This is a genomic window from Winogradskyella pulchriflava (genome assembly GCF_042434315.1).
Lineage (GTDB): Bacteria > Bacteroidota > Bacteroidia > Flavobacteriales > Flavobacteriaceae > Winogradskyella > Winogradskyella pulchriflava.
This window is the reverse complement of record NZ_JBHLTQ010000001.1, coordinates 828250-852543: the sequence shown is the minus strand read 5'-3', so window position 1 is coordinate 852543 and position 24294 is coordinate 828250. Positions and strand designations below refer to the sequence as shown.

The window sequence follows — 24294 nt, the reverse complement described above, 5'->3', positions numbered from 1 at the left end:
TTTATCCTCTTCTTTTAAAATAACCCAATAGTTTTTTTACATAACTTTCATCCACACGACAATCTATAGCACCTGCTCCGGACTTTGTAAATGTATCTTTAAAGTAGTTTACTTTTTCGTTATAAAAGCGTCCGTAATTCAACCTTACTTTTTTGGATGCAGTATTTACTAATAACAATTCACCAGTTTCTTCATCTTCCATCTGCACCATTCCTATATTTGGGATTTCTTCTTCGTGTTTATCGTAAATTCTTATCCCTGTAATATCATGCCTACCAGCTGCTATTTTTAGATTCTGTTTATAATCATCTGCTATAAAATCTGAAAGCACAAAAACGATGGCTTTCTTCTTCATAACGTTAGACAAAAACTTAAAAGCTTCAGCGATATTGGTGTTTTTGCTTTTTGGTTTAAACTCTAATAATTCTCTGATAATTCTAAGTACATGAGAACGTCCTTTCTTTGGAGGGATGTAGAGTTCAATATCATCTGAGAATAGAATTAAACCAATTTTGTCATTATTCTGAGTTGCAGAAAAGGCTAAGGTTGCAGCTATTTCTGTAACAATTTCATTTTTAAATTGGTTTTTTGTTCCAAAGAGCTTACTTCCAGACACATCTGCCATGAGCATCATGGTTAGCTCACGTTCTTCCTCAAATACTTTAATGTAAGGTTCGTTGTAGCGTGCTGTTACATTCCAATCAATGTTTCTAACATCGTCACCATATTGGTATTGACGCACTTCAGAAAAAGTCATACCTCGTCCCTTAAAGGTAGAGTGGTACTCTCCTCCAAATATATGATCAGACAAACGACGTGTCTTAATCTCTATTTTTCGTACTTTTTTTAGAAGTTCTTTAGTATCCATTTTGCGCTTTGTCATTCCGCACTTGATGCGGAATCTATCAAATTAAACTTTTTGACAAATAATAGTGAGATTCCTGCCTGCGCAGGAATGACAATACTATGGCACCTCAATTTCATTAACGATCTTGTTAATAATATCTTCTGAAGTAACATTTTCTGCTTCAGCTTCGTAAGTAATACCTATTCTGTGGCGCAATACATCGTGCACTACAGCTCTTACATCTTCCGGTATAACGTAGCCTCTTCGTTTTATAAATGCATAACATTTTGCGGCAGTTGCTAAGTTAATACTACCACGAGGTGATGCTCCAAATGAAATTAAAGCCTTTAAATCTCCAAGTTTATATTTTTCTGGATAACGTGTAGCGAAGATGATATCTAAAATATATTTTTCAATCTTTTCGTCCATATAAACTTCTCTAACAGCTTCTTGTGCACTTAGAATCTGAGCGATTGAAACCACAGGATTTACTTTTTCGTAAGCTCCTTTTAAATTGGCTCTAACTATAAGCTGTTCTTCGTCTAGTTTAGGATAATCAATAACAGTCTTTAGCATAAAACGGTCTACCTGCGCTTCTGGTAAAGGGTAGGTTCCTTCTTGCTCAACTGGGTTTTGTGTTGCCATTACTAAAAAAGGCTTATCTAAAACAAAAGTTTCGTCGCCAATGGTAACTTGCTTTTCTTGCATAGCTTCTAACAAAGCGGACTGCACTTTTGCTGGTGCCCTGTTAATCTCATCTGCTAAAACAAAGTTAGCGAAGATTGGTCCTTTTTTAATTGAGAAGTCATTCTCTTTAATGTTATAAATTAATGTACCAACAACATCTGCTGGTAATAAATCTGGTGTAAACTGAATTCTACTAAAACTTGCATCAATGGCTTTTGAAAGCGTATTAATGGCTAAGGTTTTTGCTAATCCTGGCACACCTTCTAATAATATATGACCTTGACCTAGCAATCCAATTAGTAATCGCTCTACCATGTGCTTTTGACCAACAATTACTTTATTCATTTCTAAAGTTAGCAGGTCTACAAATGCACTTTCTTTTTCTATCTTTTCATTAATTGACTTAATGTCAACTGTACTCGTTTCTTCCATTATTATATCGGTTTAAGAACAAAACTATTTTTAGTAACTTTTTAGGAAGTGCAAAGTGTTAAAATTATTTGTTAGTTGCTGTTAACAATTGGTTAAAAAAATAAAGCGTAGTATTAGAAAACACTACGCTTTATAAATTTTTTTAAAGATAATAAGCTATTCAAAAATAATTGGATCTAAACTTGTGGTAGCACCAACATTTACTTCAACATTTTCTATAACTACTGAATCCAACATTAAGGACGCTTCTGGTGTAACTGTTACTGTGTAAATACCTTCTGGTAGCCCTGAAATTTGGAAATCACCAAAATCGTTGGTATAAGTCGTTGTTGAGAATAGACCGTTTGTAACAACAACTTCTGCAGCAATACCTGATGGCTGAATACTACCAGCTATAGTTCCTGAATTAACTTCTAGATTAGCTCTTAATACTGGTTTTAGATTAATATTACCTGAATTTCCTGCCATTACAATGGATTCCTCTACATCAAAATCTAAAATAAAGTCATAGTTATAACCAGCAATTATACTTTGATTAATCATCACTTTTAATCCAGATTGTTGCGCACTTGGAGTATTAAGAGGTCTCGTTTCTGTCTCACCCTCTAATAATACTGAGTTATCATCACCTAATACTAGTCTTATTTGCTTTATAAGACCTGTTTCAATAGTTTCATTGTTTACCAACTCTAAACTTACACCACCTGTAAGCTCTAATAAATCGTAAACTCCTGGATTGATAATTCCAATAGATTGCCATCCTTGTTCATCATCTTCATCAAAATCATCGCTGTCATATTTAACCTTTACGTCTATAATTTCAACAAATACATTTTGATAGTCTCCAGGATCATCTACAAGTTTTACGGATAGTGTTGCTGTATCTGAGCTGTTAGAACTATCAGAGTCATTACAAGAAGATAATGTTAGAAGTATTACAAAAATTGATACAATTTGTTTTAAAAATTTCATGGTTTATATTTTTATGATTTCTAATTTATGTACGCTGAGAATTACGTACTTGGATTATATAACATAAGGTATTTACAGACATTTTGAGTTAAAATCTAGTTAAAAAAAAGAGTAACACATTAAGCATTACCCTTTTATATTCCATTAATTTAGGATTAAAAAATTAATATTGAATTTGTCTTATTGCTGTATATAGTTTAGGATTTAAAACCATCATGTTTTCGTCTTCATTAAAGCTTACAGATTCGTCAATATCCATATCTATTACAAAATCGTATCGTCGCTTACTATCTAATTGTGTACTTATTAAATTAGAAGGTGTTGCATTACCATAGTTGGCCACATCTAAACTATGTAAAACATTATTAATATCTATAAAATTATTGTCGCCTAACACCAATCTTATTTCATAAATAAAGTTTGCATCTATTTCTAGATCATCTACTAAAAGTAGTGGGTTATCTTCTTTAAGATCACAAATGTTATAAGTTCCTTGGTTAATGGCATTAAGACTTAACCAAGCATCAGAAACACTTTCGTCTTCCTTTATTTTTAGTTGTACATCTTCAATATTGATATATACCTTATTAAGCACACTATTGGAGCTTTTTAGTTTTACTGTAATACTAGTAACGTTCTCATTGACATTAATATCGTCCTTGGAACAGCTTGTTGAGCATAATAAAATTAGTACTGAAAAAAACAACTGGTTAATAGCTTGTAAATGTTTCATGATTTGAGGAATGGAATAATTACTTAACAAGAATACTTTAATCCTATGGTTTTGAGTATTTTTATACACGAATTGCACAAAAACCAATATAAACTGAATAAAAAGTGACATATTCTCGATTAATTGCAGGTACTATGACCTGGGGAAGTTGGGGCAAACAACTCTCAAAAAAAGAAATGGTTGACTTAATGCGCCATTGTATTGCTCATAATATTACAACCTTTGACCACGCAGATATTTATGGTGCATACACCACAGAAGCCGGTTTTGGTAATGCTTTTATTGATTCTGGAATTAAGCGCGAAGACATTCAGCTTATTTCTAAGTGTGGTATTCAATATCTCTGCGACAATCGCGATAACAAGGTTAAACACTACGACTACAGTAAAGAATACATTATTTGGTCGGTTGAAGAATCCTTAAGGAATCTTCAAACCGAATATCTTGATTTATTACTATTGCACAGACCTAGTCCTTTAATGATTGCTGAAGAAATTGCTGAAGCTATTACCATTCTAAAAAAGGACGGAAAAATTAGAGATTTTGGTGTCTCTAATTTTACTCCATCGCAAATGGACATGATAGGATTGCGCATGGATATTGACGTTAACCAAATAGAGTTTTCTTTGACTGAGCATTCCGCCATGCATGATGGCACTTTGGATTATATGACAACTTGTGGCATAAAACCTATGGCTTGGTCTCCATTAGGTTCTGTTTTTAAAGAAGATAATGAACAAACCAGAAGCATACACAAACAGCTAGGTGCATTGATGGATAAATACAATGCTACCGAAGATCAATTGTTATTGGCTTGGATAATGAAACATCCTTCAGGTATACATCCAGTTGTTGGCACAACAAATAAAACGCGTTTGACACAAGCGATGGAAGCTTCAAAAATTGACTTAGAACTTGAGGATTGGTTTTTAATTTTGGTGGCCAGTCAAGGACATAAAGTGCCTTGATGTTATTCCTGCGTAGGCAGGAATCCACTTATAATCTGACTAAAAAATAGATTCCTGCATACGCAGTAATGACAGAATTATGAAAAAAACAGCATTAATTACAGGAGCAACAAGCGGAATAGGCAGAGCCACAGCAGAGGAATTTGCTAAACATGGCATCAACCTTGTGCTTTGTGGTCGCAGACAAGAACGCTTAGAGAGTATTGAAAAAGCGTTATCCAAACAAACTGATGTACACATTCTAAATTTTGATGTGCGCGACAGAGACAAAACGCTTGGAGCTATTGCTTCGTTACCAAAAGAATTTCAAAATATTGATATCCTCATCAACAATGCAGGTAATGCGCACGGACTAGACCCAATAGAAACAGGAAGTTTGGATGATTGGGATGCTATGATGGATATTAATGTAAAAGGATTACTCTATGTAAGTAAAGCGGTAATTCCTGGTATGACTGAACGTAGATCTGGACACATCATTAATATTGGTTCTTCTGCTGGAAAGGAAGTGTACCCAAAAGGCAATGTATATTGTGGTAGTAAACATGCCGTTTTAGCCATTACAGAAGGTATGCGAATTGATTTGAATCCTTACGGAATTAAAGTTGGTGCTGTTAATCCTGGTTTGGTAGAAACCGAATTCTCTGAAGTACGTTTTAAAGGTGATGCTGCTGCAGATAATATTTACAAGGGCTATAAAGCTTTGCAAGCTGAAGATGTTGCCGAAGTCATTTACTTTGCGGTGTCACGACCAGCTCATGTCAATATTGCTGATGTTTTGATGTTTTGTACGGCTCAGGCGAGTTCTACGATAGTAAAAAAGAATTAAATGTTTGCACCTCCTCCAGAGATTAATGTTATTTCTATATTTTCAAATAGATGTCAAGAACTAGTAGAATTCTATTTTGACATAGGTATGCTTTTCTTCCCATATGAAAATGACATTGGTCAGAAATGTTATTCATTTAAAAATGACAAATTGATATTTGAGATAATTGAAGTCGAAAAGTCATCTGATGTTACTAAGAATTTAAAAATTAGATTTCATATTGATGATGTTAAAGGTTACATTGAAGATATTAAAATACGTGATTTTAAAATTATCAAAGGCTTCTCAGAAACAGATTTAGCTGGTAATTTGATATTTAAAGATTTTGCTGGTAATTCAATTGAACTCATTACCTATAAACAATAAGATCCCTGCTTCCGCAGGAATGACAACTATGATTAATAAGCGTCTGCTCATAAAACACCTACTTGCTCACAATGATGAGAACAGCTTCTATGACAAAAAACGAAAAATAGATATTGGTTTTAAGGAAGGAAAAGCCAAGTTTTTAAAACATATTTGTGCACTTTCTAACAGTAATCCTAAAAACAACTCTTATATCGTTATTGGTGTTGAGGACGAGGATAATAACATAGTTGGTGTCGATTTTTTTGATGACAGTAAAATACAAAACCTTATCAATGCCTATCTCACCAATCCACCTATTGTACAATACGAAAACATTCCCTTTCCACATTTACCAGACGATAAGGTTGTTGGCCTTGTCACCATTAGAGCTAATGAAAAAATCACCGCTTTAAGAAAGAACATTTGGAAATACTATGGTGGCTCTGTTTTTTTTAGGGATGGTAGTATGAGCATGCCCAAAGTCTTCGATATCGAAATAAAGGACGTGAATTCAGAAATTGTTGCAGCTATTGAAAATCATGCACAGAACAATATTGAATTAACGCTTGATGGAGTGTTTGATTTTATGAAGAAACGCAAGGATTTTAATCCACAATACAAAGTTTTTAAAGAGTATTTCGTGCTTTGTTGGTCTGGACAAAAAAAGCATGTGAAGAACGAAGTTTTCTATTCGAGAGTAGATATTGAATTGATTAACGAACAAGTACGATTGTTCTATTCGGCATTAGATGAAGTCGCTATTTTCTATGATGAAGATTCGTTTAAAATTGTAGAATATGTAAGGCTTGGACTTCAACAGTCGTATAAATATTATAAGCTTGAAGAAAAAACCATTCACTTTGATAACAATGCCAATTATTCCATAGAAGCCAATTTAATTTTTGAGCCTCCGCAATTCGACAAAAAGGTGTTGCATCACATCTACAATAGCAACAATGCCATCTTGGAAAAGCTTGAAAAAGGCATAACACTAGCCAATCATGAAATTGCTGACTTAGAAAATTTAGCGGCTAGTTATCTTATTTGTTATCTCAACGGTTTTGAAGATGCCTTGCCTAAATTAGAGTACGCAAAGCCATATATGAAAAAGTATAATTCTCAACTTTATAATTCCTATAAAGAAACCATTAGAATCCTAAGGAAGGTAAAATACAGTTAGTTAGTCGGATTTAGTCACGATTTTATCCCTGTTTTCTGCATCTTATCGAAGCACTTACAAAAACCATACAGATTATACATTTTTTTTGACCATTCATCAAAAAATTTAAGAGCGAAGCAAAATAACTTGCATCTTTGAAATGCTATTAATCAATTATATAACCTTGTTTTAGCTGTCAAAAAAGCAGTCTTGAAACAAGGTTTTTTTTGTTTAGATAAAGTTCAACACTTTTTGTTTTGAATTGATAATCCCTTCTGTAGAGACATTCATCCAATTATTTAAAATGGTGGAATAGACTGATCGAAAATCAATTTCATACTTTAAATCTCCATTATCATCCAAATCATTTAAGCTTGCTAAATTATTATAGAATCCTGCTTGCTTTAGATTTTTACCAATTATAAAGACATTGTTTGCAGCTCCGTGATCTGTTCCGTTTGCCGCATTTTGCTTTACACGTCTTCCAAATTCAGAAAAGGTTAGAATCAATGTGTCTTCAAACATATCATTCTGCTCTAAATCTTTAACAAATGTCGAAACACTTTCTGCATACTGAGACAACAACCTACTCTGCTTATTATTTTGATTGGCATGCGTATCAAATCCACCTAAAGAAGTATAAAATACTTTAGTGTCTAATCCTGAATTTATAAACTGAGCTACATTTTTAAGCTGTCTTGCAAATTTATTTTGAGGATACTCTTGCTGAGACAGTTTTACCTTTGTGTTTTCGTAAATGTATTTTGCTGAAGACTTGGCTTCAGTCATGGTTTGGTACAAATAACCCAAATTGTGTTCGCTTAAATGTGCATCGTTATAATGATTAAGTACATTCTTAAAATAAGGATCTTTAGACGAATTATACAACACTCTATAATCGTTGGTAGCAATACCGTTGAAGTGTTCCCCTTTCATGGCTAAACTCAATTGCTCATCTATCTCAATAGCATTGTAAGGTTTTTCACCATGTTTATCTAGGTAGCGACCTAACCAACCACTTTGCAAATACTCATCAGAGCCACTTGCGGTTTGCCAAATGTCCATAGATCTAAAATGAGAACGCACAGGATTTGGGTAACCTACATTATTTAAAATAGACAATTGACCTTTATCGTAAAGCGCTCTCAATGGTGCTAAACTAGGGTGAAATCCTAAATCGTCATTAAGTTTTATAATGTCTTTTGTAATAGCTAAACGTGGTCTAGAATTATAGTAAATATCATTGTTATATGGAATAATAGTGTTTAAACCATCATTACCACCAGCCAGCTGAATAATAACTAAACGCTTATAACCCAATCTTTCGGCAGCTACAGATTCAAAAGCTTTTACAAAACTTGGCACAAAAAACAAGCTACTAGCTAATGCCGAATCCTTAATAAATTTTCTTCTATCCATAACTAACACATTTGATATTCTGGTAACGACATTAACTGAATACAATAATCTTGTTTCGATTTTTTGCTCAGCGATTTTAAATAATCCGCTGTACCTTTATTTATGTTTCCTTGAATAATATAATCCTGAAGATTTTCCGTTTCCACTAATTTGAAATTATCCATAAATGCTTCCCAATCTGGCAATGTTTTAAACGGTAGTTTGTCCTTATTACGTTTAAAGAATTTCTCTCTAAAATTATCATTAAAATCGCCATGTTCTTTTAATGAAATTACAGCGTTATTAAATATTATAGAAGCCAATTTTAATCTTACCATAATAGTATTAGCATCTATCCAAGCTTTATCTCCTTTCCAACCTGCAACGTTAGGAGGATCCAATAAGGTTTGTCCTAAAATTTTCTGAATTTTAATTAAGTCCCTTTCTCTTTCAAATTTTACAGGAACTGTTTTAGCCATACCAACCAAAAACTCTACAGGTGATTTTATTCTTGCACCAATGTTTTTTTCATCATAAAACCAATCGGACAGAAATACAAAGCGCATCAAATTTTCGATATTATAGTCTTTAAAAAACACATCTGCCATAGCATCAATATGCTTTTTGTTAGGTTTTGGATTTACAAAATAGCGGTAGATTTTATCTGAAATGTATAATGCGCACTGTTTATCTTCTAAAATTATATCTATAATATCGTCACCTGAGAAATTTCCTGTTTTACCAAAAAAGGTTTTTAAACCTTCATCATGCTGTCTTTTTCTTAAAATAAAATTTCCTTTAAAATCATGGTTATAACCAGTAAACGCTCTGGCAGATTCTTTAATGTCTTTTTCAGTATATTGTCCTTCACCTAAAGTGAATAACTCCATTAATTCGCGTGCAAAATTCTCATTAGGTCGATTTTTTCTGTTTTGTTTACCATTGAGATATTTTAGCATTGCTGCTTCTTTAGAAATGGCTTTTACAAAATCTCTAAAGTCGCCTAAGGCATGAGTTCTTAAGGCATTGTTGTAACGCTGTATGTATAAAATATGATTGTCCTTACATACAAAATGATTTGCCCAAAAAAGTGTCATTCGTTCCCTTAAAACTTCTTTAGAAGTAACTAAACGCTTTATCCAAGCATAGTTTAATTCTAGAATTTTCTCTCTGTTTTTATCTCTAAGTTCTTTCGCTAATGTCGGATTATCTTTTAGGTCTATTGGATTTAAGCCATTTAAAAAAGATAGGTCAACTCTTAATGGTGTAATAGATTTTGAATTAGAAATAAGCACTTCAACTATTTCATTTTTGCCTTTTTGCAATAACTTAAGTTCGCTAGGATTCATTCCAAATCCTGCTCGCCAAGATAAATGCTGAAGTTCTTTTTTATTCATGGTATATTAGACTTAATATAAACGTAATAGTTTAATTATGATGTTAATTACCCGTATTTTTTTTTAAATTTTCTTAGAACGAATCTAAAAAATCATTTTTTTTACGTACTGAAACCGGAATACTATCACCATTAACCATTATCAAAGTACCACCACGACCCTTTATGTATTTTTCAACATGATTGAGATTTACTAAATAAGAATTATGCACACGGACAAACTGTGCTGCATCTAATTTTTCTTCTATGTACTTAATTTTTCTAGTGACCAAAATTTTTCGTTTATCATTTAGAAAAATTTCAGTGTAATTTCCATCGCTATGGCAATAGATAATAGTATCGGTTTTTACAAAATCCAGTCCTTCCATAGTAGGTAATCCTATAGAACTTATTTTGTTATTGGTTTTTTGTAAGCGTTCAAACAAATCTGCAATATAGTTTTGAGTAGTATCCGTATCTAATAGTTGTGCCACTTTGTTTACGGCTTGGATCAATTCCTCTTTATCAATTGGCTTTAAAAGATAATCTGCAGCAGCAGTTTTAAAGGCTTGTAAAGCATACTCGTCATAAGCGGTTATAAAAATAACTTGGGCATTTTTATAGTCTATTTGTTCTAATAGTTCAAAACCATCCAATCTTGGCATGGCAATATCCAAAAACAGTACATCTGGTTTTTTATCGTTGATTAATGTGACAGCTTCTTCTGGATTAATGGTTTTTCCTATAACATTAATTTCTGGACAATGTTTTAATAGCATGCGCTCTAGCGAACGTAACGCCATGGGTTCATCATCTATAAGTAATGCTCTTATTTTAGAATTATTCATTCCTTTAATTGTTTTGGCAGGATCACTTTCACCAAGGTTCCTGTTCCATTTTCAGTTAAATCGATGACCTCAATCCCAGCTTCGTTTCCATGTATACTTTTTAATAGTTCTAGGCGACGTTGCGTCAGCCCTATACCTTGGGATTTGTGTTTAGGTTTTTGGGCCTTTTGTTGGGCACTTGCTGTTCTGCCTATACCATTGTCTTCTATGTTGCAAATGATATGTTGTTGATTTTCAGAAAAGGTCAACTTCAATTTGCGTTCGTTTTCTTTTGCCATTAATCCATGCCAAATGGCATTTTCAACAAATGGCTGTATCATCATTGGTGGTATAAGTGCTTTTTCTGTGTTAATTGACGGATCGATGGTTAAACTGAAATCTATGGAATTATAAAACCTTAGATTTTCCAATTCTATATATAGTTTTAATAAATCAATCTCTTCTTTTAAAGTTACAAATTTTCGTTTTGAATAATTAAGGGTCGATCTCATTAAGCGCGAAAACTTTACCAAATAATTTGAAGCGTCCTCACTACTATCGTTTTGAATAAATTCATTTATCGAATTTAAAGAATTAAACATAAAATGCGGATTCATTTGCGAGCGAATGGTGTTAAGCTCGGCCTCAATAGCAATACGTTCTTTGTTTGTAAGTTCTTCCCTATACTGACTTACACGTAGCTTTTCCTTTTGGTTTCTTCGGTATATAAAAAAACTTGTAAGAATAACTATTGTAATTAAAGCATATAACAAAACATTTGTTGTTGTTTTTGATTTTGCCATACGCTTGTCTAAGTCTGTTTGAGTTGAAACTAGGTTTTCGTTTTCGTCTAAAAGCTCATTAATACCCAATTCGGCTTTGGCAATTGCTACTTGTTTTGCATGAATATCTAAATTTTCGGCTTCAAAAGATCTATCAGATTTGTTTCTATAATATAGTGCGGAGTCTAGCTTGTTTGTGGCTTCAAAGGCCTTTGAAAGCAGTAACTCATATTCTGCTTTGTTAAGGCTTCTTTTTCGGTCGCTTATAGAGTAGTTTTCTCTTAAAAGATTCAGTGCCTCATTATGCTCATTTTCCTCAAGTAATATTTGAGCCATATAGGCTGCTGATTTTATTTGAATTAGATTGTTTCTGTTTTTTTTCGCCAATTCATAACTTGATAGAAATGTTTTTTTTGCTTCATCGGCATTACCTTGATCTTGTAAAATAATTCCTTTATAAAGAATATTGTAGCAATCTCTAAATGAGTTTCCTTGAATGCTATCAAGTCGAAAACATTCAGCATTGTAATATGCTGCAGAATCTAATTGCTTTGAGTTGATAAATGCCCTCGTAACTTGGGTAAGTAATGCGCTTGGAACTGGAAATTTAGAACGGTGTATTTTATAAATAGGTTGTATTTGGCGCCATATTTCTAAAGCACTCTCAGAATTTTTTACATAATTAAAATTAATCATTACTGTTTTAAGAGCCAAAACAACCTGAATAGAATCGTTCAATTTTTTTGCATATTCATAGTGCTTTTTATTGTGATATACCGATTTGTCAAAGTTAGAACTTGAAGTATTGTAGAATTGCAAATTAGAATGGTACTTCATTGTCATTCTGTCCACCTTGCTTTGTTCTGAGTAAGCTAATCCTTTGTAAAGTGTTTTTAATCCTTTTTCATAACTAAAATCCTTTAAGGATATGTTGATTGAACTTGCCCAAACCACATGTGCTAGCAATATATAATCAATAGGTCGTTTGCTTAAAATTTCCGGCTCCAACGCAGCGTATTCTCTTTTGGCCAAATCATGATTTTTGTTCAACCTGTAATAATCTGCCATGGCAAATCTGGCAATGAAATTAAAATCGTAATGCTTTACTATAAATTCTAAAGAATCTTTAGGAATGTTCTTTACCAGGTCTTTAATTTTTCGTAACACTTCATCTTTTTCCGTATTCTCATCCAAACTGTCATAAGTTTCTATAAGCACTATCAAATCCGATGCATTTTTCTCTTGGGCAATGAGTTTTGTATTGCCAATACATAGCAGAGAATAGAAAACTATTACAAATAAGGGTGTCTTGTAATTCATTTAAACAGGTTGAAGAATTTATAATAATACACATTAAATCTACCACCTCATAGACATAGTGTATAGTCGTGCCATTTCTAATTTAAAGTGTACAAAAAGTGAAATACTCGTGAAAAAGAGTCTCAAACACATGTAATCCATTGGTTGCAACACTTATACACTCAAATTTACGCATTCTCTCTTAAAGTTACACACCCTTACATTCTGCCTTTAAAACACCTGTAATATGAAATACATTTATTTCAAAATCAGCAATATATATTTCTATAGATTTTTTATGTGAAACATCAATTATTAAGCATACTACACAAAACACCTATTAACAAATAAAAATTTAATTATGAAAACTCTCAAATCAGTAATAAACATTAGCATAATGCTTTGCATATTATGCTTTTCCCAGTCCTGTAAAATCGACGATGAAGCGTCAACACCTGTGGAAGTTTGTGACGACGGTATTGATAATGACAACGACGGATTTACGGATTGTGAAGATAACGATTGCGACTCTGAACCTAATTGCCAAGTTGAAATTTGTGATGATGGCATTGATAATGACAACGACGCATTTACAGATTGCGACGATAGTGATTGTGACTCTGCTCCAGAGTGCTAATACGCCTTAACCAACTCACTTTAAAATTTAAAAAAATGAAAACAATTTTAAGTTTTGTTCTAACTATTACGGTCTCAATAGTTATGTATGCCCAAAACACCATCAACTACAAAGCTGTTATCAAAGATGACCTAGGTAATATTATAGCAAATAGTGCTGTCGATATAAAGTTTTCGATATTAGAAGGCAACATCGCGGGACCTGTTAAGTATGAAGAAGACCATGCAACACTTACAGATGCTAATGGTATTGTTATTGTGAATATTGGCGAAGGCACACCAGTGAGCGGTATATTTAATGATATTGCTTGGGAAACGGCAAAACATTATTTAAACGTTCAAATAGACACTGGCTCTGGATTTTTAGATATGGGAACCACACAATTTGGCGTTGTACCTTATGCCAAACACGCAGAACGTGCCACGATAGCAGACAACGTAACCTCTAAAATCGATGACTTGACCGATGCCAAATCCGATGCCGATGGTACCGAAGATGGGTCTTCCATTTTTTTAGGCGTTGGTGCAGGACTTAATGACGACAGCAGTGATAACCAAAATGTAGGTATTGGCTATCAGGCATTATACGCAAACACGTCTGGAGCTTTAAATACCGCAAGTGGGTATCGGGCGCTCCATAATAATACATCAGGATTTAGTAATACCGCAAATGGGTATCAGTCCTTATATTCAAATACAGCAGGAAACAACAATACGGCATACGGTTACAGTGCCCTATACGCCAATAGCGAAGGTTTTAACAATACTGCAACTGGTTATAATGCTTTAACTTCTAATACCATTGGAGGTAATAATACAGCTAATGGATATCAGGCTTTATTATTCAATACTGAAGGTACCAAAAATACCGCAATTGGAGCTTATGCATTGTATTCTAATACTACTGGAATTAGTAACACTTCAAATGGTTATCGAGCACTCTATTCTAACAATACAGGTATAGGCAATACCGCAATTGGCGATGAAGCACTTTATTCTAACACCACTGGGTTAAGTAACACCGCAATTGGTGCTTCAGCCTTATATTCTAATACTTCAGGGTTTTCAAATACAGCAATTGGTGTGGCAGCATTAATAAATAATACGACTGGCGATAACAATACTGCAAATGGTGCTCATGCCTTAAGACAAAATACTGTTGGAATTCAAAATACAGCTACTGGTAGAGGTGCCTTATACTGGAATACTATAGGAATTAATAATACAGCCAGTGGTTATGAAGCCCTGTACTCCAATACTGGAGGTAGTCAAAATACTGCTACTGGCACACAAGCGTTATACGCAAATACCACAGGCCTTAGGAATACTGCAACTGGATATAATGCCTTAAGGGATAATTTATCAGGAACTGGCAATACTGCAAATGGACAGCATGCGCTATCTGTAAATATCTCAGGAAACGGAAATACATCAACTGGTTTGAGTGCTTTATCAGCAAATACTACAGGAGATAACAACACAGCTTTTGGTCATTCCGCCTTAACTAGTAATACTACCGGAAACAATAATACAGCTTTAGGCTTTAATGCTGAAGTGCCAAATGGTACGAGCGATAACCAGGTGCGCATAGGCAATGAAGATGTTGGCTATGCAGGCATACAAGTGGCATGGACGGTAACCTCTGACCGTCGTTGGAAAGATCACATACGGCAATTACCTTATGGTTTAAATCTCGTACAGAAACTACAGCCTGTGGACTATATCCGCAAAAACAACAAGAACAAAACCAGGGAAATCGGTTTTATAGCCCAAGAGGTAGAACAAGCACTCATCACCTTAGGCTATGAAGACCAAGGCTTTTTAACCAAAGATGATAAAGAGTACATAAGCCTGCGCTACAACGATTTAATACCTGTACTCACAAAAGCCATACAAGAACAGCAGGATATTATAAAGCAACAGAAGGCTGAAAATTTAGAACAGAATAAAATCATTTCAGAATTGGTGAAACGTGTTACCGCTTTAGAAAACAATAAATCAAACCGAAAGTTATGAAGACAAAAATTACAATACTTATTTTATTAATAACCTGTTTAGGTTTTGCCCAAGATGGTGTAAACTATAAAGCAGTTATTAAAGACGACCTAGGCAATGTGATTGCCAATGAACAAATTGAAGTGGAGTTCTCAATCCTTCTAGGTGGAGCACAGACCAATATATATACAGAAACCCATTCGCCAATCACAGATAATAACGGTATTGTGATATTGAATATTGGACAGGGAACACCCACTATTGGGGAATTCCAAGCCATAAATTGGGGAATAGACAGCTACTTTTTAAATGTTAAGGTAGATATTGGGAGCGGTTTGGTAGATATGGGAACAATACAATTTACTACAGTACCCTACGCATTATATGCTAGAGACGTAGCCAATAAGGATGATGCTGATGCCAATCCAACAAACGAAATCCAAACCTTAAGCCAAACCGATAATACCATTACCTTAAGTGATGGAGGTGGTTCTTTTGATTTGCCTGAGCAAAAATGGTCAAGCGGTATAGGAGATAATGTATTTAGACTAGATGGAAGAGTTGGTATAGGCACTTCTGTACCAAGTTCAACTTTAGATGTTCAAGATAATTCCACAAGTGGAAGATCTTTGCAAATACATAAAACAGATGTTTCCTCAGGTAACGATGTACTGGAAATCGTGGTTCCTGAAAACGCGCCAGATAATGCACAGTTTATTGAGATGCAGCGAGGACTGACTGGTGATGTGGTTGCTAAAGTTGACACGGATGGTTCTGCAACATTTAAATCAGTACAAGTTACAGATGATGAAGTTTCCAGTTCAGATGTACCTGAGAAAGGTAGGGTGTATAGCAATGCCCTGCCCATTGCTTATGGATTTTTAAGAGGTGTACAAGTCAATCCCACTATAGTGGTAGATTATGGTATTGACACAGTAACTAGAAACTCTACAGGTAGATACAGCATCACATTAGATAGATTCATAGTAGGAACTCCTGTTATCATGGCGACATTAACTAGTCTTACAAATACAGGTAACACAATTGTAGCTGATCATGTTGGTCAAACAATTCGAATAGATATAAATAACAGTTCAAACCAACCCGTGAACGCTAATTTCTCGGTGGTAATTTACGGTAGTACATCTAATTAGAAATATAAAAAATAACACAATTATGAGAACACTACTAATCATATTAACACTTTTAGGATATTCATGTTTGAGCCATAGTCAAACCATAGAAAAATTCAGTATAGACTCTGGTGGAGTATCTACAACTGCTGGAGGTATTCAAATATTATATACTATTGGAGAAGTTAATGTACAAGAGTTAAATTCTGGAGGGATTTATATTTCTGAAGGGTTTATCAATGGTTTTGAAGATAACACGTTAGGTGTTTCTGAAGTTGATACTACAAATCTAAGTATTTATCCAAATCCAGCTTCAGAATATATTACCATCGAATCCAATAAAGCTTTAGACGCTATTGAATTCTATGACGTATTAGGCAAACCTGTGCTTCAAACTTTAGATTCCCGGATAGACATTAGCGCATTAAGCGCTGGTATTTACATTGTAAAACTCTCAATGGGCAACAAAAGCATCAGTAAAAAAATAGTTGTTCAGTAACTAAAAATATATTTGTCAAATAAAAAGAGACTGCCAAAAAGCAGTCTCTTAATTTTTATAGTCTTGTTTTATATTACAAATCAAACTTTATCCCTTGCGCTAAAGGTAGCTCATCAGAATAATTAATGGTGTTGGTTTGACGACGCATATATACTTTCCAAGCATCAGATCCAGACTCTCGTCCACCACCTGTTTCTTTTTCGCCACCAAAAGCTCCACCAATCTCTGCACCAGATGTTCCGATGTTGACGTTTGCAATTCCACAGTCACTTCCTGCATAAGACAAGAATTTTTCTGCTTCTTTCATTTCGTTAGTCATGATGGCTGATGATAATCCTTGTGCTACACCATTTTGCTTTGCAATGGCATTTTCAACATCTCCAGAATATTTCATTAAATATAAAATCGGTGCAAAGGTTTCGTGTTGTACAATTTCAAAATGATTTTCGGCTTCTATAATTGCTGGCTTTACATAGCAACCACTTTCGTAACCTTCTCCTTCTAAAACTCCACCTTCAACTAATACGTTTCCGCCTTCAGCTTTTGCTTTTTCAATCGCAGCCAAATACGTGTTTACAGCATCTTTATCAATTAATGGACCAATGTGATTTTTTTCATCTAAAGGATTTCCAATCGTTAATTGTCCATAAGCTCCAACAATGGCATCTCTCACTTTATCGTAAACTGATTCGTGAATAATTAAACGACGTGTCGATGTACAACGTTGACCACAAGTACCCACTGCACCAAAAACAGCACCAGGAACTACTACTTTTAAATCAGCTGTTGGTGTAATGATGATAGCGTTGTTTCCTCCTAACTCTAACAACGATTTTCCAAAACGCTCTGCAACTGTTTTACCAACTATACGTCCCATTCTAGTAGAACCTGTAGCGGATACTAACGGAATTCTAGAGTCTGTTGTCATAAATTCTCCTACTTTATAATCTCCGTTAATGATACAAGAAATACCTTCTGGCAAATTGTTTTCTTTTAATATACCAGCTATAATGTTTTGGCAAGCAACAGAGCATAAAGGTGCTTTTTCGGAAGCTTTCCAAACACATACATCGCCACAAATCCAGGCTAAAGCGGTGTTCCATGCCCAAACCGCAACTGGGAAGTTAAAAGCAGAAATAATACCAACTACACCTATTGGGTGCCATTGCTCTCTCATTACGTGTCCTGGACGTTCCGATGGAATAGTTTGTCCGTTTAACTGTCTTGATAAGCCTACAGCAAAATCACAGATATCAATCATTTCTTGAACTTCTCCATAACCTTCTTGCAAAGATTTACCCATTTCGTAGGATACCAATTTTCCAAGAGGCTCTTTTAAGTCTCTTAATTTGTTGCCAAACTGACGTACTATTTCTCCACGTTGTGGTGCTGGCACATCTCTCCATACAAGAAATGCTTTTGTCGCAGCATCCATTACTTTATCATAATCTGCTCTTGTTGTAGATTTCACTTTACCAATTAACTGGCCATCAACTGGTGAGTAGCTTTCAATAATATCTCCATTAGAAAAGTTGTTAGAACCTGTAGAAGACCCTTCATTAATATCCTTAACACCTAATTGGTTTAAAGCTTCTTTTATTCCGAAATCGGTAGCAATTGCTTCCATATATGTTTAAATTTTACGAATTATTAAATTTTTATGCGAAGATACTAATAATTCCATGGCTTTTGATTCTTCATTATTGATTTAATATATAAAACCCTGTAATTAAAAATCCTATTCGCTATAACGACGCTAATTGATATAATTATGATTGATTTTTAACTTTTATAATTTATAAGTCAAAAAAAATTAACTTTAAAGCACTTATAAAATCTAATCCAACATGAAGAAAATCGCTCTGTTAAGTCTTGTTTTATTTTTATGTTTTGCTTGTAAGAATGAAAATATAAAAAACACTTCTGAAACCACATCTAAAAAAACAGAATTTGCTATTGTTATTCATGGAGGAGCTGGTACTATTCTAAAAAAGAATATGACACCAGAAAAAGAAGCCGCATATAAAGCTAAACTTGAAGAAGCAATTAAAGTTGGTTATGATATCTTAAAAAGTGGTGGAAGTAGTCTGGATGCTGTTGAAAAAACGATTAATATCATGGAAGACTCACCGCTTTTTAATGCTGGTAAAGGTGCCGTTTTTACCAATGCAGAAACCAATGAATTAGATGCGTCTATTATGGATGGAAAAACGCTAAACGCTGGTGCTTCAGCAGGCACAACAACGGTTAAAAACCCGATTAATTTGGCCAGAGCTGTAATGGAAAAGTCCGAACATGTAATGCTTTCTGGAAAAGGTGCAGAAACCTTTGCGCAAGAACAAGGTTTAGACATTGTAGAACCAAGTTATTTCTTTACCGAAAACCGATTTCAATCCTTACAACGCATCAAAGATAAAGAAAAAACAGAATTAGACCATGATGCTACAACGGCATTTTATGATTCAAATATCAAAGATTCTAAATTTGGAACAGTTGGCTGCGTAGCTTTAGACAAAAATGGCAATTTAGCTGCAGGAACTTCAACTGGTGGCATGACCAACAAACGTTATGGTAGAATTGGAGATGCACCAATCATTGGTTCTGGCACTTATGCCAATAATGCTACATGTGCAGTTTCAAGCACTGGTTGGGGAGAATTTTTTATTAGAGCTCAGGTAGCTCACGATATTTCGGCACTTATGGAATACAAAGGTTTAACCTTAAAACAAGCCGCTCGCATTGTCATACAGGAAAAAGTACCAAACCTTGGTGGTGATGGCGGTATTGTGGCTGTAGACAAAGATGGTAATATGGCTATGGAATTTAATACAGCTGGTATGTATCGTGCTAGCATGAATGACAAAGGAGAATTAACAGTGAAGATTTATAAAGAATAATCTGTAACAATTTAATATCTTTAAACACAAATAGTTAACCAACCTCAACTACAACCATTAGCCTAATTTACTTTCAATCTAAAGAAAGTGAATGATTTAATTTTTTTGCCACAATTGGCAACGACTACGCTCCGTCCTGCTAACAGCAAGATTGGAAACAAATTTTCGAACTACATTACTTATACCATTAACGATCTTATACACTTCGTTATTGATTTTCTCTGTGCATTTCAAATAAATAGTTAAAAACTAAAGACACTAATACTATGAAAACCAAAAAAAACAACTGGAGTAAATCTGAATTACAAATTTACATTATGCTACTCTGCGCCAACGCAGATAAAAAAGAGACTGAGGAAGAATTGGAAATGATCCAAGACAAAACGTCCAAAAAAACTTTTCTAAAAATGCATAAAAAATTTCATAAGCATTCTGAAAAAAAGCGATTAAAGAAAATTGAAGATGTCATAAATAACCACGATTACAGCCAGATGGAGCTCGCGGCTTTTAGAAGAGAGATGTACAAAATTTTCTTTTCAGATAAAAAATTCAGCATGCTTGAAGAACGGTTAGATTGGACCTTAGATAATATACTGTATTAATCGTAATGATAAAATTCTTTAGAAACATCCGTCAAAACTCACTTATGGAAAGTAAAACAGATTGCTATTTTAAATGTGCCATTGAAGACATATTTCTATCAGTAATTGGCAGCTACAACGGAAGAAACCAAATAACTACTTAAGATTGGAAACACAAAACTGCCATAATTGCCAACACAGTTTTGAGGGCAACTTTTGTAACCATTGCGGTCAGCGCAACATAGGAAATAATCGTTTGCGCATACGCGAAGTTGTAAATGACTTTTTTGATAACACATTCAACTTACATAAAGGCTTCTTTTTTACATTTTGGAAATTAATTGTATCGCCTGGCAAAGTAGCACATGCCTATATTAAAGGACAACGCAAAAGGTTTACTAATCCAACGCGTTACTTGGTTATTGCACTTGCCTTTCAAGCTTTTATGGATTATTGGTTTAAAACCGATGAAATCTTGGAGAAAGATGAGTACTTCTATTTCCCATTCCTTTCAGAACGCCTTAATAATAGTATGGAGTTGTGGAATATAAAGTTGACCATTGAGTTTTCATTGTTGAGCAGTTTGTTTGAGGTATTGCTATTTCCCATCATTTTTTATGTGCTATTTAGGTCTCTAAAATTGAATTTTACCGAACTACTTACTACAAACTTTTATTATATCTCAACATCCACTTTAATAACAATGACCATTTTGTTTGTCACAAAAGTACTGTTCGATGTTTTTGTTTCCATAGAGTTTATCGCTTTGCTATTGCTTATCTATGTGTCTTGGGCTTATCTATCTTTTTTCAAAACCACACCTTTATGGATTCGCTCGTTAAAAATAGGTGTTGGAATTGCGTTTTTTTTAATAATGCGAGTGTTTGTATTGCCTTTTACACTCAGTTTACTAAATCCCTTAACGTGAAACTATGATTAAATTCTTTCGCCATATTCGTCAAAACCTAATAATGGAAAACAAAACCAGTAAATATCTAAAATACGCCATCGGCGAAATCATCCTGGTGGTTATTGGGATTTTAATTGCATTACAGATTAACAATTGGAATGAAAGAAGAAAAACAACGAACCAATTACAAGGGTATTTAAATAGTATCAGTAAAAATATACAAACAGATACTATTGAAATTAATCTAATTAAAAGTTTAAGAGAGCGTCACAACCTGGCGGCAATAGACTATGTGAAATATACTTACACAGATACGATGCCAATGCAATTAGTTCCTGAAATTGGTCGCATACTAGGTGAGCAATACTTAAATGTAAATCAAACAGGTTTTGATGCCCTTAAAAATTCTGGATACATCGCAAATCTTCAAGGCACAGAACTAGAAGATGCTATTTATGATTATTACTCATACTACGACGAAATACACGAAAGCGAGATTAGCCTAAACAATTTTATAGAAAATATGGAAGCAGGACTTTACAACGAAAAATATGAGGATGTCGCTATTGTTTATAAAGTATTTTCTAACTCAAAACCACCAAATGCGTTTTCTATAGAAGATCAACAAAAAGCATTACATCAAATTTACAAAAACTCTAAAATGCTTGGTATAATGCAACGTGTAGCTTCTGAAAAATACTTTTTTGTCTATGATAGTCTAAAATCAAAAGGGCAAAAAATCATAAACCTCATTAAAAAAAGGGATAACCAATGATTAAATTCTTCCGTCATATACGCCAGCGTTTGGTTTCTGAAAATAAGTTTTCAAAATACCTGCTTTATGCCACTGGCGAAATTATCCTAGTTGTTATTGGGATACTTATTGCATTACAGATAAATAATTGGAACGATGCTAGGAAAGAAAAAAAGGAGCTCAATCAATATTTAGCTAAAATCAGTAATAATATAGTTTTAGATATAAAAAATTTAAAAGACATAAAAACGAGAAGAGCAGCAACTAATAATGCATGCCAAAAAGCATTGATTAATTTTCAAAAAGAAGAGTATGACTTATTAGTAAACATGAGTGCGGCAAATGCTTTTATAGATTTTTATTTTACACCAAATCAAAGCGGATATGAAGCTTTAAAAAACTCTTCTTATTTAGGTGAGATTAATGGTACAAGAGTAGATAGTTTAATAGACAGTTACAATACAATTGTAAATAAAACTTTGAAAGAAGAAAACAGTTACTTCAACTTTGTAGAAAACATGGAAGTAATATGGACTTCAAAATTTGACATGTCCGAATTTATTAGTTTATACATGACTCAAAATAAATTAAACTATGGAGAACTCGATGACAATCTAAAAAGAAAACTCAAAGCAACTTTCGCTGACGCAACGTTTAGGTCTACAGTAACACGATGTGCAGTTCAAACCCAAATGCTTCAATATTATGATGAACTAATCTATACAGGTGAAGAACTAATAAAAGAAATTAAAACCGTTTACAATGATTAAAATGGCTTAAAAACATAGAATTAATGATATCACAAATATTAACTTAAAATAAAGCTATCATGAAAAAACTAATGCTATTAACACTTTTCTTATGCTTTGGGTTATACTTAAACGCACAAGAAGAACAACCATCACCCATTCTATTTATTTATGATGCCAGTGGGTCTATGTGGGGACAATTAGACGGAAAAACAAAAAAGGAAATTGCATCAAGCGTTTTAGCTAACACAGTTGGTAATTTACCAAGCAATCAAAATGTTGGTTTAATTACTTATGGTCACAGAAAAAAGGGAGATTGTGATGACATTGAGTATATGGTAGATTTATCAAACAACTCAAAAACAAAAGTTACTGATGCAATAAAAAATGTAAATCCTACAGGTAAGACACCTTTAGCGCGCAGTGCTACTATGGCAATTACTTCATTAAAAGAAAACAAAACAAAAGCCACTATTATTTTAATTACGGATGGTATTGAGTCTTGTGATGGTGACATATGCAAAGTGGTAACAGATGCCAAAGCCAATGGTATAGACTTTAAACTTCATATAGTAGGATTTGGGCTAAAAGAAGGAGAAACCAAACAATTAAAATGTGCTGCGAGCGCTGGTGGAGGACATTATTATGATGTTGCAGACGCAAGCGGATTAGGAGATGTTTTAAACGAGGTAACCACACAAACCATTGACAAACCAGACGAAAATTTTTCAATTTACGCCACAAAAAACGGACAACCTGTTGACGCCTGGATAAAAGCCACAAAAGCCGGAACCAATGAAGCTGTAGATGGCTCAAGAACGTATCGCGATTCGGGTTGGGTGTATTTACCTCCTGGCAAATACGATATTGCCATTAGACCTCTTGAAGGCACCGATATTCCTGGTACTACAATTACTGTAGAAATGAATGAAGGCGATATTAAACATGAAAACATCAGTTTTGATGGTGGCACACTAGAAGTGTTTGCCTCCAACAACGGTGAAGGTTGGGATACTTCTGTAAAAATGATTGATGTAAACACAGGTAAAGTAGTAGCAAACGTAAGAACCTATGGTAAGGTAAAAACAATGGAGGTTCCTGCAGGAAACTATAAAGTTACTTATCAAGCACTAGTTTTAAAAGGGAATGACACCTACTTTGAAACTGAAAATATTAAAATATCAGCAAATTCAACCACATTAATAACTCATAATTTTGAATCTGGTTTCGCAAAAATTGGTGTACAAACATCGAGTGGAGAATTAATTGATGCCACCGTAAATTTTCATGATGCTAATTCTGATAATCTTATTACAGGAGCAAGAACTTATACATCAGCCCAAAACAATCCTAGAGAATTTTTATTAAATCCAGGAACCTACACTGTAAAATTAAGGACTTTAGGAAACCATAAGGGCCATTCTGATACATTTACAATAACAGTTAAAACAGGCGAAACTGTTGAGAAAATAATAACCTTTTAG

Annotated in this window: 23 protein-coding genes; 14 read left to right on the top strand and 9 right to left on the bottom strand. The window is 34.0% G+C overall.

Annotated features, from left to right (window positions below):
• Position 1 precedes the first annotated feature (1 nt).
• The 4 genes from ACFFGA_RS03745 to ACFFGA_RS03730 form a co-directional block, all read right to left on the bottom strand.
• Entirely contained in the window at positions 2–868 is an 867-nt protein-coding gene (locus ACFFGA_RS03745; protein WP_386060623.1) for a DUF58 domain-containing protein, read from the bottom strand.
• 96 nt (positions 869–964) lie between these two features.
• The gene (locus ACFFGA_RS03740) at positions 965–1966 is read right to left on the bottom strand and encodes an AAA family ATPase (RefSeq protein WP_386059848.1); all 1002 of its coding nucleotides are present in this window, start codon (positions 1964–1966) and stop codon (positions 965–967) included.
• Between the two features lie 156 nt (positions 1967–2122).
• A complete protein-coding gene (locus ACFFGA_RS03735; RefSeq protein WP_386059845.1) occupies positions 2123–2938 on the bottom strand; it encodes a DUF4382 domain-containing protein in 816 nt (271 codons plus the stop codon).
• 163 nt (positions 2939–3101) lie between these two features.
• Positions 3102–3671: a DUF4382 domain-containing protein gene (locus ACFFGA_RS03730; RefSeq protein ID WP_386059843.1), complete on the bottom strand. Its 570-nt coding sequence runs from the start codon at positions 3669–3671 to the stop codon at positions 3102–3104.
• Positions 3672–3775: 104 nt separating this feature from the next.
• On the opposite strand from ACFFGA_RS03730, the gene ACFFGA_RS03725 reads away from it, so the two are divergent.
• The 4 genes from ACFFGA_RS03725 to ACFFGA_RS03710 all read left to right on the top strand — a co-directional run bounded on the left by ACFFGA_RS03725 (position 3776) and on the right by ACFFGA_RS03710 (position 6996).
• On the top strand, positions 3776–4639 hold the full coding sequence (locus ACFFGA_RS03725) for an aldo/keto reductase (RefSeq protein WP_386059840.1): 864 nt from the start codon (positions 3776–3778) through the stop codon (positions 4637–4639).
• Between the two features lie 79 nt (positions 4640–4718).
• Complete coding sequence (locus ACFFGA_RS03720; protein ID WP_386059837.1) at positions 4719–5468, top strand: SDR family NAD(P)-dependent oxidoreductase; 750 nt, start codon at positions 4719–4721, stop codon at positions 5466–5468.
• Positions 5469–5834, top strand: coding sequence for a hypothetical protein (locus ACFFGA_RS03715; protein WP_386059834.1), 366 nt, complete (start codon positions 5469–5471; stop codon positions 5832–5834).
• Between the two features lie 28 nt (positions 5835–5862).
• Entirely contained in the window at positions 5863–6996 is a 1134-nt protein-coding gene (locus ACFFGA_RS03710; RefSeq protein WP_386059831.1) for an ATP-binding protein, read from the top strand.
• 210 nt (positions 6997–7206) lie between these two features.
• On the opposite strand, the gene ACFFGA_RS03705 is transcribed toward ACFFGA_RS03710, so the two are convergent.
• The 4 genes from ACFFGA_RS03705 to ACFFGA_RS03690 form a co-directional block, all read right to left on the bottom strand.
• The gene (locus ACFFGA_RS03705) at positions 7207–8394 is read right to left on the bottom strand and encodes a DUF1501 domain-containing protein (RefSeq protein WP_386059829.1); all 1188 of its coding nucleotides are present in this window, start codon (positions 8392–8394) and stop codon (positions 7207–7209) included.
• 2 nt (positions 8395–8396) lie between these two features.
• Positions 8397–9770 carry a DUF1800 domain-containing protein gene (locus ACFFGA_RS03700; RefSeq protein ID WP_386059826.1) on the bottom strand — a complete coding sequence of 458 codons (1374 nt, stop codon included), beginning with the start codon at positions 9768–9770 and terminating at the stop codon, positions 8397–8399.
• 73 nt (positions 9771–9843) lie between these two features.
• Positions 9844–10596: a LytR/AlgR family response regulator transcription factor gene (locus ACFFGA_RS03695; RefSeq protein WP_386059823.1), complete on the bottom strand. Its 753-nt coding sequence runs from the start codon at positions 10594–10596 to the stop codon at positions 9844–9846.
• Positions 10593–12677: a sensor histidine kinase gene (locus ACFFGA_RS03690; RefSeq protein ID WP_386059820.1), complete on the bottom strand. Its 2085-nt coding sequence runs from the start codon at positions 12675–12677 to the stop codon at positions 10593–10595. The genes ACFFGA_RS03695 and ACFFGA_RS03690 overlap by 4 nt, the downstream gene beginning before the upstream one ends.
• Before the next feature lie 340 nt (positions 12678–13017).
• Between ACFFGA_RS03690 and ACFFGA_RS03685 the strand changes: the two genes are divergently transcribed.
• The 4 genes from ACFFGA_RS03685 to ACFFGA_RS03670 are packed head-to-tail and all read left to right on the top strand — an operon-like array spanning position 13018 to position 16919.
• Complete coding sequence (locus tag ACFFGA_RS03685) at positions 13018–13293, top strand: hypothetical protein (protein WP_386059818.1); 276 nt, start codon at positions 13018–13020, stop codon at positions 13291–13293.
• A gap of 35 nt (positions 13294–13328) precedes the next feature.
• Positions 13329–15308, top strand: coding sequence for a tail fiber domain-containing protein (locus ACFFGA_RS03680; RefSeq protein WP_386059815.1), 1980 nt, complete (start codon positions 13329–13331; stop codon positions 15306–15308).
• The gene (locus tag ACFFGA_RS03675) at positions 15305–16441 is read left to right on the top strand and encodes a hypothetical protein (RefSeq protein ID WP_386059812.1); all 1137 of its coding nucleotides are present in this window, start codon (positions 15305–15307) and stop codon (positions 16439–16441) included. Before ACFFGA_RS03680 ends, ACFFGA_RS03675 begins: the two co-directional genes overlap by 4 nt.
• A 22-nt stretch (positions 16442–16463) precedes the next feature.
• Positions 16464–16919, top strand: coding sequence for a T9SS type A sorting domain-containing protein (locus ACFFGA_RS03670; protein ID WP_386059810.1), 456 nt, complete (start codon positions 16464–16466; stop codon positions 16917–16919).
• 73 nt (positions 16920–16992) lie between these two features.
• On the opposite strand, the gene amaB is transcribed toward ACFFGA_RS03670, so the two are convergent.
• Positions 16993–18546: an L-piperidine-6-carboxylate dehydrogenase gene (gene amaB, locus ACFFGA_RS03665; protein ID WP_386059807.1), complete on the bottom strand. Its 1554-nt coding sequence runs from the start codon at positions 18544–18546 to the stop codon at positions 16993–16995.
• A 220-nt stretch (positions 18547–18766) separates the two neighbouring features.
• On the opposite strand from amaB, the gene ACFFGA_RS03660 reads away from it, so the two are divergent.
• From ACFFGA_RS03660 to ACFFGA_RS03635, 6 genes are all read left to right on the top strand, one after another.
• Entirely contained in the window at positions 18767–19816 is a 1050-nt protein-coding gene (locus ACFFGA_RS03660) for an isoaspartyl peptidase/L-asparaginase family protein (RefSeq protein ID WP_386059804.1), read from the top strand.
• A 266-nt stretch (positions 19817–20082) separates the two neighbouring features.
• The gene (locus ACFFGA_RS03655) at positions 20083–20418 is read left to right on the top strand and encodes a hypothetical protein (protein ID WP_386059801.1); all 336 of its coding nucleotides are present in this window, start codon (positions 20083–20085) and stop codon (positions 20416–20418) included.
• A gap of 145 nt (positions 20419–20563) precedes the next feature.
• The gene (locus ACFFGA_RS03650; protein ID WP_386059797.1) at positions 20564–21325 is read left to right on the top strand and encodes a DUF3667 domain-containing protein; all 762 of its coding nucleotides are present in this window, start codon (positions 20564–20566) and stop codon (positions 21323–21325) included.
• 4 nt (positions 21326–21329) lie between these two features.
• Positions 21330–22082 (top strand): DUF6090 family protein, encoded by a 753-nt coding sequence (locus ACFFGA_RS03645; protein WP_386059794.1) that lies wholly within the window; start codon positions 21330–21332, stop codon positions 22080–22082.
• On the top strand, positions 22079–22831 hold the full coding sequence (locus ACFFGA_RS03640; protein ID WP_386059791.1) for a DUF6090 family protein: 753 nt from the start codon (positions 22079–22081) through the stop codon (positions 22829–22831). The genes ACFFGA_RS03645 and ACFFGA_RS03640 overlap by 4 nt, the downstream gene beginning before the upstream one ends.
• 59 nt (positions 22832–22890) lie before the next feature.
• Entirely contained in the window at positions 22891–24294 is a 1404-nt protein-coding gene (locus ACFFGA_RS03635) for a VWA domain-containing protein (RefSeq protein WP_386059788.1), read from the top strand.

Bases quoted from the DNA above. Each gene is read 5' to 3' on its own strand.
- ACFFGA_RS03745 (WP_386060623.1), bottom strand. From the start codon at position 868: ATGGATACTAAAGAACTTCTAAAAAAAGTACGAAAAATAGAGATTAAG.
- ACFFGA_RS03740 (WP_386059848.1), bottom strand. From the start codon at position 1,966: ATGGAAGAAACGAGTACAGTTGACATTAAGTCAATTAATGAAAAGATA.
- ACFFGA_RS03735 (WP_386059845.1), bottom strand. From the start codon at position 2,938: ATGAAATTTTTAAAACAAATTGTATCAATTTTTGTAATACTTCTAACA.
- ACFFGA_RS03730 (WP_386059843.1), bottom strand. From the start codon at position 3,671: ATGAAACATTTACAAGCTATTAACCAGTTGTTTTTTTCAGTACTAATT.
- ACFFGA_RS03720 (WP_386059837.1), top strand. From the start codon at position 4,719: ATGAAAAAAACAGCATTAATTACAGGAGCAACAAGCGGAATAGGCAGA.
- ACFFGA_RS03715 (WP_386059834.1), top strand. From the start codon at position 5,469: ATGTTTGCACCTCCTCCAGAGATTAATGTTATTTCTATATTTTCAAAT.
- ACFFGA_RS03710 (WP_386059831.1), top strand. From the start codon at position 5,863: ATGATTAATAAGCGTCTGCTCATAAAACACCTACTTGCTCACAATGAT.
- ACFFGA_RS03705 (WP_386059829.1), bottom strand. From the start codon at position 8,394: ATGGATAGAAGAAAATTTATTAAGGATTCGGCATTAGCTAGTAGCTTG.
- ACFFGA_RS03700 (WP_386059826.1), bottom strand. From the start codon at position 9,770: ATGAATAAAAAAGAACTTCAGCATTTATCTTGGCGAGCAGGATTTGGA.
- ACFFGA_RS03695 (WP_386059823.1), bottom strand. From the start codon at position 10,596: ATGAATAATTCTAAAATAAGAGCATTACTTATAGATGATGAACCCATG.
- ACFFGA_RS03690 (WP_386059820.1), bottom strand. From the start codon at position 12,677: ATGAATTACAAGACACCCTTATTTGTAATAGTTTTCTATTCTCTGCTA.
- ACFFGA_RS03685 (WP_386059818.1), top strand. From the start codon at position 13,018: ATGAAAACTCTCAAATCAGTAATAAACATTAGCATAATGCTTTGCATA.
- ACFFGA_RS03680 (WP_386059815.1), top strand. From the start codon at position 13,329: ATGAAAACAATTTTAAGTTTTGTTCTAACTATTACGGTCTCAATAGTT.
- ACFFGA_RS03675 (WP_386059812.1), top strand. From the start codon at position 15,305: ATGAAGACAAAAATTACAATACTTATTTTATTAATAACCTGTTTAGGT.
- ACFFGA_RS03670 (WP_386059810.1), top strand. From the start codon at position 16,464: ATGAGAACACTACTAATCATATTAACACTTTTAGGATATTCATGTTTG.
- amaB (WP_386059807.1), bottom strand. From the start codon at position 18,546: ATGGAAGCAATTGCTACCGATTTCGGAATAAAAGAAGCTTTAAACCAA.
- ACFFGA_RS03660 (WP_386059804.1), top strand. From the start codon at position 18,767: ATGAAGAAAATCGCTCTGTTAAGTCTTGTTTTATTTTTATGTTTTGCT.
- ACFFGA_RS03655 (WP_386059801.1), top strand. From the start codon at position 20,083: ATGAAAACCAAAAAAAACAACTGGAGTAAATCTGAATTACAAATTTAC.
- ACFFGA_RS03645 (WP_386059794.1), top strand. From the start codon at position 21,330: ATGATTAAATTCTTTCGCCATATTCGTCAAAACCTAATAATGGAAAAC.
- ACFFGA_RS03640 (WP_386059791.1), top strand. From the start codon at position 22,079: ATGATTAAATTCTTCCGTCATATACGCCAGCGTTTGGTTTCTGAAAAT.
- ACFFGA_RS03635 (WP_386059788.1), top strand. From the start codon at position 22,891: ATGAAAAAACTAATGCTATTAACACTTTTCTTATGCTTTGGGTTATAC.